The following is a 12,005-nucleotide window of genomic DNA, read 5'->3' as shown; positions in this document are numbered from 1 at the left end:
GATAAACTGATTAGTAGATTATGGAAGGTTACATATTGTCATTGATGTAACGCTGCAGAGAATCAGGTCGGATGTTCAAAAGACAAAAAGAATGGTGGATGAGGTATGAAAAAATGGTCGGCAGCAGTCGTTTTTCTTCTGTTCCTATGTTTATTCCCAATCATGGCCCATGCAGACACCACGCCCTCGATTGTACTCGACGGTGTAACCATTAACCAGCAGACGGGTGCACCTGCAGAGAATATTGGGAAAACGGTCATGGTTCCAATTCGAATTGTATCCGAGAACCTGGGTTATAAGGTGAAGTGGGAGAAGGAAACTCAGTCAGTCCAGGTTCAAAAAGGAAACAGCATGATTCAAATGACGGCTGGCAAAGATGCAGCTACAGTGAATGGAAACGTGGTGAACTTGGATTCGCCCCCACTGATCAAACAGGGAACTACGCTTGTTCCGTTACGCTTTGTTGGGGAAGGCATGGGTCTGCGTGTTGGCTGGGACAATGGAACCAAGACAGTAAGCCTATTTAGTATTCCTCCCGTAGTTGAAACGGAAGGTGACAGTGACCCCGTCGAGGCACCTGTCCCGGATGGTTTGACAGAGCTTCAAGGCATCAGCTTCAGCGGAGATCGCTTGATTGTAGCAACAAACGGTAATATTAGCCCCAAAGTATCCAGTATTGGTGGGCCAGACCGAATTATTGTTGATCTGCCTTCAGCGACATTTTCTGAGGAATTCATTCAGGGACAAGCCTCTAACCCGGATGGGAGTGGACAGATTCTCGTTACGGATTCATCAATAGTTTCCAAAATCCGTTACGCCATGTTCAGTAAATCGCCTTCTACCGTGCGTGTCGTTCTGGATCTGAATCAGACGGCTACAGCCAAATGGTCTGTTGGAGATAACAATGTCTTGCTCGTTGACCTGACAGCCACGAGTGGAGAACCGACAAGCCAACCGGCAGTACCTACCAATGATGGCAAAACGATTGTGGTCATTGATCCGGGACATGGTGGTCGTCAATCGGGTGCAGTGAGTTTGTCAGGAGCTTATGAGAAGGATTTCAATCTGGCTGTAGGACTGAAGGTACAGGCAACCCTTCAAAAATACCCAAATATTGAAACGGTCATTACACGCCAGGATGATACAGAACTTTCGCTCAAACAGCGTGTGGATATTGCAGAATTGAATCAGGCAGATGTTTTTGTATCCATTCATGGAAACAAATTCACTACACCGGTACCAAACGGCATTGAAACGCTCTACAGTCGTAAAGAAAGCAAAACTTTGGCTGACACTCTTCACAAATATGTGTTACCGGTAACAGGACTCAAGGATCGTGGGGTTAAAACGGCTAGTCTGCATGTGACGCGTGAAACAACCATGCCTGCTGTGTTACTTGAACTTGGTTTTTTAAGTAACCCTACAGATGAAGCAGTCATGCTCACGGAAGAATACCAGGACAAATGTGCACAGGCGATTGTGGACGGAATTGTTGAATTTTTGGGACTGTAAATTGAATTGTGCGCAAATATGAAGGTTAGGGTATTACGTTGTTTAGAGATGTATATTTGATAAATAAGGAAAAAAGAAGACATTAAAATGTAAAAAAAGCTTGATCTGACAACGTTTTTTTTCTGTTATGTTGGAATATATTCGCAACTTTTGAGAGCGAGGGGCGTCTAATAGGTGTCTGGTAATGCCCAAGCGGTCAGTCGGAGTTGGAAAATGACAACATGCGGCAAAAAAATATGAGAATGGTAGGGGTGAAGGATGAAGAAGTTCGGTTTTTTGGTACTGTTATTTGTCTTTGGGCTCGTATTCCCGGGCTATAGTCACGCAGCAACAGACACGAAAATTATCCTAGACGGTAAAGAAATCGTACAGCCATCGGATACAAAAGCGGAAATTATCAACAGCAAGGTGATGGTTCCGATCCGGGTTGTGTCCGAAAATCTTGGATATAGCGTGGAGTGGAAGCAGCAAACTCAAACAGTGACTATTAGCAAAGACAACACTGCCATGCAGATGATTGTTGGACAGAAGACGGCAACGGTGAACGGCAGTAACGTAAACTTGGATGCCCCGCCACTCGTGAAAAATGGTACTACGCTCGTACCTCTCCGATTTATTGGTGAGGAAATGGGTCTTAAGGTGGGTTGGAACAATACCACGAAGACGGTAACATTAGTTACCCAGAATTCAGGTTCCGGAAACGGGACAACCACACCTCCGAACTCTGGCAATGAAGGCGGAGGATCGGATCAAGAAGGTCTTGTACTGGTGAACGGCATCAGCTTCAGCGACAACCGCTTCATGATTGCAACAAGCGGAAGTACGAAGCCGAACGTCTTCACGATGACAGGACCAGATCGAATCGTTATAGACTTGCCGAATACCGCATTTGCTGATTCGTTCAGTGAAGGACAGGCTCTAGACAGCAACCAGAATGGACAACTCGTCGTTAGCGGCTATCCGGATGTGTCGAAGATTCGTTACTCGTTATACAGCAACAGTCCATCTACAATTCGTTTTGTAATCGATCTGTCCAGTTCAAAAGGGTACAGTGTGCAAAATGATTCCGGACTGGTTATGATTAACCTCGACAATCAAAGTGGTACACCTGCCCCTCCAGTTGGTAATAATGGCAAAAAAGTTGTCGTTATCGATGCAGGTCACGGAGATCAGGATCCTGGGGCAATCGGTGTAACTGGTAAACGTGAAAAAGACTTCAATTTGGCAATGGCTCTGAAAGTGGAAGCCTTGTTGAAAAAAGAATCCAAAATTGACGTTGTGTTAACGCGCAGCGATGATACATTTTTGGCATTGAAAGAACGTGTGAAGATTGCACAAGACATAAAAGCGGATATTTTCATCTCCATTCATGCTAACAGTGGCCCTACTGCTGCGAACGGTGTAGAGACATTCTATACACGCTCCAACAGCAAAGCACTTGCTACAGTGATGCACAAGTATCTTTTACAGTCTTCCGGACTGAAAGATCGTGGAGTGAAAACGGCAAGTCTCCATGTGACCCGTGAAACGACAATGCCAGCAGTTCTGCTGGAAGGTGGATTCCTTAGCAATAAGAGCGACGAAGCAGCCCTGTTCACTGAGAGTTTCCAGAACAGTGTTGCCAAAGGGATTGTTGCAGGAATCAAGGAGTATCTGGGAATTAAATAAGGGACAAGCCCTTATGTTGAGGAGGCGGAGTTAGAATGAACAAGAAAATATGGATTGCAGCCTTGCTGGTAACGGTTATGGCAGTTGCTGCTGGATGTGGAAGCAAGCCAACAGCTGCTCCGAATCAGACGCAAGGCGCAGGAACTGAAAACAATGTAACCGAGGTTGAAGGCGAACCAATTACTGAACCGGTAACTGCTGAGCCTGAAGAGAATACAACGCCTACAGAATCGACGGAAGGCAGTTCGGAGGAAGAGACTACAACTACTCCGCCAAGCGAAACGTCTACGGAGAAGCCGGCAACTTCCGAAAGTAATGAAAAGAAAACGATCACTGTATTCTATACGGATGAAGAAGAACTGGAGTTGCACAAAGCTTCGGCAGAGATTTCATACGCATCGGATGATGCCAAATATAAAGCTGCCTTTGAATCACTGCAACAGAGCAAAGACGCTAAACTGGTTCCGCTGTGGTCTAAAGAAATTGAATTGAAGTCTGTTCAGTTCAAGGATGGAGCTCTTACGCTGGATATTCATATGCCAGATACGGCTCGTCTTGGAGCAGGTGGAGAGTCTTATGCGCTGGATGCTCTAAAACAAACGTTCTTCCAGTTTGATGAAGTAAAATCACTTGATTTACTGGTGGATGGTCAGCAGACAGAGAGTCTGATGGGCCATGTGGATCTTGAACATCCAATGACAAGATCCGAATAGGCTGTACAGCATGCTGTTGTACCGGGAATCCACGGAATATGGGTCGTTTTACATGAGAGAGGGGAATCATAGGTGACTTTTAAATATAACCATACATCACACTCTAAAAAAGTAGTATCAGCCGTGCTTGCAGGCATGATGGCCCTTAGCGCCGGCGGAGCTGCCATGGCAGCAGAATCAACAGAAACGGGGCAGGGTCAGACTGCTGCAATAACAAATACGGCTGCACCAACTGGTTTGTTCAGTGACATCAAGGTCGGATACTGGGCTGAGAAACATGTGTACAAACTGGCATATCAAGGTATTCTTCTCGGTAACAACGGCCTGTTCCGTCCAGGAGACGCGGTAACACAGCAAGAAGCTGTAACGATGGCAATCCGTTTTATGAATCAAGAGGGCCAGTTGAATACCGACACGGCTGCGGCATTACCGACAAACATGGAAGTGGGAAATTATTTCAAGCCATATGTCGCGCTGGCACTTCAACTGGGACTGATTGACAAAACGGAAGAATCAACGGTGGATGTATCCAAGACCTCCTGGGGTCAAAAACCGGCTTCACGGGAATGGATTACGAAATTGTTAATCCGTTCATTGGACAAGGATGCTGAAGCGAAGGCACAAAACAATCAATCTACCGGATTTGCTGATAATGCAAGTATTTCCGAAAGTGGTAAAGGTTATGTCAATCTGGCTGTTAGCCTGGATCTGGCCAAAGGTGTTGAAGGCAACAAATTCAATCCAACTGGTTCCGTAACCCGTGCTCAACTGGCTACCTTCTTCAGTCGTGGTGAATCGTTAACGGATACAACGTACCCGAACACATCCACGGGTTATGTGACAGGATTGAAAGATGGGCAGATCACGCTGGTTGTGGACGGCAAAGCCGTTAACTTCGCAGTGAACAGCAGTACGCCTTACTTTACGAAAGACAGTGAAACTCGTGCTTCCGCCACAGATGTGAAGCTGTATACAAAAGTTATGGTTGTAGGTTCTGCAGGTGGGGCTTCCTATGTGGAAGTTGTTGATGCTACACCGCAGGTGGAAAGTGTTGAAGGTACATTTGCACGTTCATTGTCTGGTAATAAAATTGGTATCTTTGTGGGCGAGAATTACGAAACGTACAGTTATGATGAGGCAACTGCATTCATCGATCAGAATGGTAATGCAATCAAACTGTCCGATATTACGGCAGATAGCATCATCGAAGTACAGCGTGAGACGTTCTCGACTGACAAAAAAACAGTTGCTATTCGTGTGAAATCCGGCATTGTTAACAAGAGTGACAATGGCGTAGTTGCTGAAGTATCCACTTCTGGCAAAACGATCAAACTTGTCAATGCAGCGGGTGCAACAGAGCAGTTTGCATACAATGACAATCTGCTTATCACATATCAAAACCGTATCATGTCAGTGGCTGATCTCAAAGCCGGCAGTGCCGTGAAATACACCGTAAAGGACAGTGTTTTGCAAACTATCACATTGTCTCAAGGTGTGGAGCAATCTGTGCGCGGAACATTGGTTGAGATCGGTGGCAACCAGTCCACGTTAACGTTCAAACGTGAAGGGGGTTCCCTTGAGGCGAAACTGCTGATTGAAAAGCCAGAAGTCATTATCAATGGCATTCAGGATGCAACGCTGAATGATCTCATCACGGATGCAACGAACGGGGATCAGGTGGAGTTGACATTGAACTCTGAAGACCAGGTAACGCGTATTCAGGTGATTGGACGTCAAATGGAACCTATGAACGGGGTAACGGTTGTATCTTACAACAGCAAAACAAAGGTACTTACCGTGTTGGACAACAACAAAAAACCGTTTGTATTTACATTGGACGAAAAAACCAAACTGGACTACAATACGACCAAACCTACACTCGCTGGTCTGGAGTCGATTTTAAATGATGGTCGCAAATTGGATCTGACCTATGTGGGAACACGTGCGTTGTCCGTTAAAGTGATTTACAAGTATGAAGGTACGATCAGCAACATTGACACAACGGGCAGAAAAATCAGTGTGTTGTCTGGTAATCAGACGATTACAGTGCCTTATACTACCTTACCTACGGTTGAGATCTATAACAAATCGGGCGCAAGTCTGGGAGATTTGAAGATTGGTGACAAAGTGACCGTAACGCTTGGAGCAAATCAGGATGTAGTGCAGAAGGTTTCACTGAACACTGTGGCTCAATTCGAAGTGGTTGCCTTGGAAGCAAATAGTCGTATTCGAGTAAAATCCGATCTGTTGACAAGTCAGTTCTACGTGGATCAAGCCGTACTGACAGGAGAGAGTGGTCAGACGATCACGCCTTCACAACTGACAGCAGGCAACCTGATTAATGTAACGTTTGAAGGAGCTACGCCAAAAGCGGTTCAAGTCGTGAAGCGTACGCTGGCTGAGGTTACAGCGGTGGATGCTTCATCTGTAACGCTCAAACAGTTTAACGGCCAGACTGAAACCGTGCCTGTTAGCGGTTCGGTTAAAGTCGTAAAATCTGGCTCCACATTAACTTCACTGACTAGTCTTACGGTCGGAGATCGTGTGGAAATGACAAAAGATACGGATAATTCCACACGCTTCAGAGTACTAACTGTCATGAGCAAACAATTCTGGTCTTATGATGGCGTTGGTAACCAGATTTTGGTTAAACGGGAAACGACAGCAGACACAAACTATCGTTTTGCACTCGGATCAAGTGTATTTGTTCACCAGGGTGACAATACTTTAAGCGTGCAATCTCTCAGAGATAATGATAATATTGTATTGTATCTCCTGAACAATGTTATTCTGGAGATTCAAAAACAGTAATCGTTTCTTTTCGAGGATCAAAAGAATGACCGTCTTGATACGGGATCTTTCCCGCATCAAGACGTTTTTTTTGCAAGCTTTTTGAGGTCCCCGCAAAGTACTCGGATGAAGCTTCGAAGTAAGGCTCCGCAGAGTGGAGTCATTTTGTGGGAGGTAGCTCTTCATGAATGCAGCGACGGTTAGACATATACTCGAAACTATGGAAGCAATGTTTCCTGATGCACATTGCGAATTAAATCACAGCAATGCATTTGAATTGACGGTAGCTGTCCTTTTGTCTGCCCAGTGCACCGATGAAACGGTGAACAAGGTAACCGCAGATCTGTTCCAGAAGTACAGAAGCCCAGCAGATTATCTGGCAGTTCCTCTCGAAGAGTTGGAACAGGATATTCGGCGAATCGGTTTGTACCGGAACAAGGCCAAGCATATTCAGAACATGTGCCGAATTTTAATAGAGCAGTATGGCGGTGATGTACCGCAGGAACATGATCAGCTTGTGACGCTACCAGGTGTCGGGCGGAAAACCGCGAATGTAGTTGTTTCCAATGCGTTTGGAGTACCGGCAATTGCGGTAGATACTCATGTTGAACGTGTATCCAAGCGGCTGGCGCTTGCAGGTTGGGATGACTCCGTACTTGAAGTCGAAAAGAAACTAATGAAGCGCGTACCCCGGGACGAGTGGACTTTAACTCACCACCGGTTTATATTTTTTGGACGCTACCATTGCAAGGCACAGAACCCTGCGTGTCATATCTGTCCATTGCTGGACATATGCAGGGAAGGGAAAAAACGTATGAAAACGTCCCAAATCAGGAAAGATAAGGAACGTGTCACCACCCGAAAACGCAAAATAAATTAATGAGCAGAAAAGGATGAATAATCATGAAATGCATTTCCGTGTACACTGACAATTTTGAGGCCTTCTCCGATATCTTTGAACAAATCGTTGAACAGGAAATGGCTGAAAATGAAGAAAAAGAAGTAGAAGGTATCACAGTAAGCCACTCTGGCGACGTGCCTGAACATTATCTGGAGCGTATGTCCGTTAAACCTGAAGTTGTTGTTATGAGAGACAAAGGCAGAGACATTACAATTCTGCAACATGGACAAGTATTTGAAATCTTGCTACCTTCCATGGAGAACGCAGTTTCATAAGAAGTGATTACACTATTGTTTCTGTTGTATTAATGTCATGAGGATCGTTGTGGTTAAGGTGATCACATCGCATTCATGCAACAGACACTTGGCGTAAGCATTTGCTAAATACCGAGTATAAAACGTATTACAGATAAAACCGACTTGTTCGGTTTTATTTTTTTTAGATTATAGAACTTATACGTCCATTTATGTATATTCAATTCCAACCGTTCAAATTCAAACTTGATAATGTTAAAATAAATGTTGTAAAAGAGATAGACGTCGAAACGGATGTCAAATTAGAGGAGCCAGGGGGAAGGCCAGTCATGTCCAGAACAGATTACCCAAAAGAAATGGCCAAACCTCTGCTTCCGCTGCGTGAAGCGATGGAGCAGACAGGGGACCATACGGCTGTACAGGCTATAACGGATTTAATCAGCAAGGCGGAAATGAAACATCTGACGATTGCGTTCTGTGGTCATTTCTCTGCAGGCAAATCGAGTCTCATCAACAGTTTATGCGGTAAGCGGGTGCTGCCTTCAAGTCCCGTTCCAACAAGTGCAAATGTGGTATCCATACGTAATGGTAAGCCAAGAGCGCTTATTTATACTACTCCAAACGTAAGCGCTGACAATGGAGCAGGAACACTTGAAGTTTCTCCAGAGGAATTGGAGGCGTATTGCAAAAATGGTGGAGCTTATAGCTCAATTGAGGTATGGGATGATATTCCTCTGCTGAAAGATGATGCTGTCCTGCTGGATACACCAGGTGTGGATTCAACAGATCGCGGACATAGTCTCGCAACCCATTCAGCGCTCCATCTGGCGGATGTGGTGTTCTATGTCATGGACTATAATCATGTTCAGTCCGAGACAAACCTTTCATTTGCCAAGAGTCTGTCGGATTGGGGCAAACCGTTGTTTTTGATCGTGAACCAGATCGACAAGCATCGGGAGCGTGAGCTCTCTTTTGACCAATATACCGAAGGTGTCGAAGCTATATTTGCGGCCTGGGAAGTCAGATATGACGGACTGTTGTTTACTTCCCTCCGCGACAAGCAGCATCGCTACAACCAGTGGGATGTGCTTCCGGAACTCATTGGACACATGATGCAAGAGAAGGAAGCGTTAATTACGCACAGTTTGGCAAGTTCGGCCAGTCATGTAACGGAGCAACACTTGACGAGAGAAGCCGAGAAACGTGAAGACGAAGAGAATTCCCTGCTGGATGAGATTGGTGGCAAGGAAGGAATTGAACGCTTGGAACGAGAGCTGGAGCTTCTTGATCAACAAGCAGCAGACATTCGTACCGGGCCTTCGCGAGTGCGTGAGAAATTCCGGGCAGAGCTGGAACCTCTTCTGGCGAATGCAAATCTTACTCCTGCGGATATTCGTGCGTCGGCTGCCGCCTATTTGGAGAGCCGCAAACCAGGTTTCAGGGTAGGCTTATTGTTCTCAGGTGGCAAAACCGAGCAGGAGAAACAACGCCGTGCTTCTGAGCTGGTAAGACTGTTACAGGATCAGGCTTCCGGACAAGTTGAGGTTCATATTCGTACGATGCTTAGACAGCTGGGTGAATCCCATCAGCTATGGGGAGCGGAGTGGGAGCAGGCGCTTAATACGGAACTGCCTGCTGTAGATGAGGCACTGCTGGAGATGAAACGCAGTGCGAGTGCAGAGGTATCTCCAGAGTATGTGATTCAGTTTAGTAAAGATGTGCGGGGCGAGATTGAGGCCCGCTATCGCAAGTCGGCCATGATGCTGGCCGACCGCATGCTGGAGGCGCTGGCAACGCGAGGCGAAGCCGCGCTTCAGGCGCTGGACGCCAGCCGCGCAGCGCTGCTGGCGCAATCCGCGGCGGCGGCGCGCTACACGGCGCTCCAGCGCAGCGCCGCCGCAGAGGCAGCAGGGCTGCGCAGCCTGCTGCCCCATGCGGGCCCTCTCCCCTCCGGGCTATTGCCGGAGGTGAAGGGCCCGCACGTGCCCGCGGTGCCAGAACCGGGCGAAGCTCCCGGTTCGCATGCGGGCACGTCAACGTCTGTGGCTGCGCAGCCACAGACGTCAGAGGCACCGCCAGCGCAGCGCGCAGTCGCGGCGGCGGTGCCTGGGCCATCGTCGTCGGCTGGCGCTGAACGACGCCGACGCCTGGACGCAGCAGCGGCACGACTCGAAGCCGCTGCTGCGCTGGTAGAGCCGTACCCCGCCATGGGGTCGGCGGTACGGGATCTGCGTGCACGCGCGGCTTCGCTTGCGGGCGGCACGTTCACATTGGCGCTGTTCGGAGCATTCAGCGCCGGCAAATCCTCCTTCGCCAACGCGTTGCTGGGCGAAGCTGTACTACCCGTCTCGCCGCATCCAACAACAGCGGCGATTAACCGAATCATGGCTCCTGCCGGGGGCGCGGAGCATGGAACAGCTCGGGTCCGGATGAAGACCCGGGAAGCCTTCCAGGAAGATCTCGGCTATTCCTTCCGATTGCTCGGACTGGGTGAGCCTGGAGCGGAGTGGCAGAAGCGAGTACGCTCCCTCTCACCACAGGATGTGCATCCGGCGGGGCGCCCGCATTACAGCTTTTTGCAGGCAGCGGCAGCCGGCTGGGAAGAAACAGCGGACCAGTTAGGTCAGGATGTGCTGGTGGATCTGGACGGTTATCGTAACTTTGTCGCTAACGAGAAAAAGTCCTGTTTTGTAGACAGTATCGATCTCTATTACAGTTGCGATGTGACTGAACAAGGCATTGTACTGGTAGACACACCAGGAGCGGACTCCGTGAATGCTCGTCATACGGGTGTAACCTTCAATTATATGAAGAATGCGGATGCACTCATTTTTGTAACGTATTACAACCATGCTTTCTCACAAGGAGATCGCCAGTTCCTGAATCAGTTGGGACGTGTTAAAGATAGTTCTGCCATGGATCAGATGTTCTTTGTTGTGAATGCCAGTGACTTGTCTTCCTCTGAGGAAGAACTGGAGCAGGTTCTCGATCATGTGAGTACCCAACTGCGCAGTAATGGAATTCGGGCACCACGACTCTTCCCGGTATCCAGCATACTGGCGATGGAAGGCAAGATGGCAGGTGATTCGAAGCTGCTTGAGCAATCCGGTTTTATCCGTTTTGAGGAAGAGTTCAACCAATTTGCAGGCAGAGAATTAGCCGATCTTGCTGTAGGTGGAGCTTCCGAAGAGATGGCACGTGTCATTCAGCGGCTGAAGAAGCGTGCGGAAGATGCGGCTCAGGGGGAGGAAGTATTGCAACAACGGCGGGATGAACTGGAGACGATCCAGGGACAGTCACGCCAGCGCATACAGCAACTTGCAGCAAGATCCATGAAGGAAGAAATGTCACAGGAAACAGCAGAATTGCTCTTCCATGTGCGGCAGCGACTTGCCTATCGCCTTGGTCTATTCATGGCAGAAGCATTCCATCCATCTGTACTTCGGGAGGATCGGGGCAATCTGAAGATGGCTTTTGCAGCCTGTGGACGTGAACTGTTACGCATGATTGCGATTGAACTGGAGCAGGAACTGCTTGCTACCACGCTCAGACTCGAACAGGCAGGTCAGTCCTGGCTGATGAAGCAAGTTACGGATTGTATAGATGAGGTGAGGCAGTTATCAGGGGGCGTGGATGTGTCACTGCCACTGAACGAACGCTGGAGTACACCTGTGCTTGAAGAAGTTCGTCTGGAAGAACCGTCTGGATGGAAAAGCTATTTGAATTATTTCCGCAATCCGAAACAGTTCTTCGAAGGGGATGGACGTCAGCGGTTACAAGAGGCACTTGATCCTGTCCTCAAACAGATGATCATTGAAGTTCTTCCTGCTGCGCAAGACAAGTTGATTCAGTTTTATGACAACCAGCTCTGTCAATCATTGCAACACCAATCCCGTCAGTTGGAGGAACGTCTGGACGAGGCGGTAAGTGGAATTCAAGATACACTGGAGAGCGGAATTCCGGCGGAGCAATGGACCGGCTTGTCTAACCAACTGGAACAGATTGAACGCAGTTAAAATCACGGCATAACGCGTATTCTCTGGAAGTCTTTGTAAAACAAAATGAATGATACAGCAACACATTGAAAATGTTGCGAAAATCAACCCAAAAAGGCCCCTGCCGAAAAGGCATATAGGGAGCCTTTTTTTGGTACGAACAACCTGAAAT

The 12,005-nt window shown here is 47.7% G+C and carries 7 protein-coding genes; all 7 read left to right on the top strand.

The genetic code is table 11. The features are described 5' to 3' along the window. Nucleotides 1-105 precede the first annotated feature (105 nt). The 7 genes from MHI52_RS18890 to MHI52_RS18860 all read left to right on the top strand — a co-directional run bounded on the left by MHI52_RS18890 (nucleotide 106) and on the right by MHI52_RS18860 (nucleotide 11,854). Nucleotides 106-1,512, top strand: coding sequence for an N-acetylmuramoyl-L-alanine amidase (locus MHI52_RS18890; protein ID WP_405157458.1), 1,407 nt, complete (start codon nucleotides 106-108; stop codon nucleotides 1,510-1,512). Nucleotides 1,513-1,770: 258 nt separating this feature from the next. Next, nucleotides 1,771-3,180, top strand: coding sequence for an N-acetylmuramoyl-L-alanine amidase family protein (locus MHI52_RS18885; RefSeq protein ID WP_076250034.1), 1,410 nt, complete (start codon nucleotides 1,771-1,773; stop codon nucleotides 3,178-3,180). 35 nt (nucleotides 3,181-3,215) lie between these two features. Next, entirely contained in the window at nucleotides 3,216-3,893 is a 678-nt protein-coding gene (locus tag MHI52_RS18880) for a GerMN domain-containing protein (RefSeq protein ID WP_405157457.1), read from the top strand. Nucleotides 3,894-3,965: 72 nt separating this feature from the next. Continuing rightward, on the top strand, nucleotides 3,966-6,704 hold the full coding sequence (locus MHI52_RS18875; RefSeq protein WP_340984806.1) for an S-layer homology domain-containing protein: 2,739 nt from the start codon (nucleotides 3,966-3,968) through the stop codon (nucleotides 6,702-6,704). Nucleotides 6,705-6,867: 163 nt separating this feature from the next. Beyond that, nucleotides 6,868-7,563, top strand: a complete 696-nt coding sequence (gene nth, locus MHI52_RS18870; RefSeq protein WP_036607558.1) for an endonuclease III — start codon at nucleotides 6,868-6,870, stop codon at nucleotides 7,561-7,563. Between the two features lie 23 nt (nucleotides 7,564-7,586). Beyond that, nucleotides 7,587-7,859: a hypothetical protein gene (locus MHI52_RS18865; protein WP_017687779.1), complete on the top strand. Its 273-nt coding sequence runs from the start codon at nucleotides 7,587-7,589 to the stop codon at nucleotides 7,857-7,859. Nucleotides 7,860-8,167: 308 nt separating this feature from the next. Next, nucleotides 8,168-11,854, top strand: coding sequence for a dynamin family protein (locus MHI52_RS18860; RefSeq protein WP_405157456.1), 3,687 nt, complete (start codon nucleotides 8,168-8,170; stop codon nucleotides 11,852-11,854). Nucleotides 11,855-12,005 lie beyond the last annotated feature (151 nt).

It is taken from the genome of Paenibacillus sp. FSL H8-0283 (assembly GCF_045040675.1).
Taxonomy (GTDB): domain Bacteria; phylum Bacillota; class Bacilli; order Paenibacillales; family Paenibacillaceae; genus Paenibacillus; species Paenibacillus amylolyticus.
Note: the sequence above shows the minus strand (reverse complement) of the source record. Positions and strands in the feature narration are given on the sequence as shown.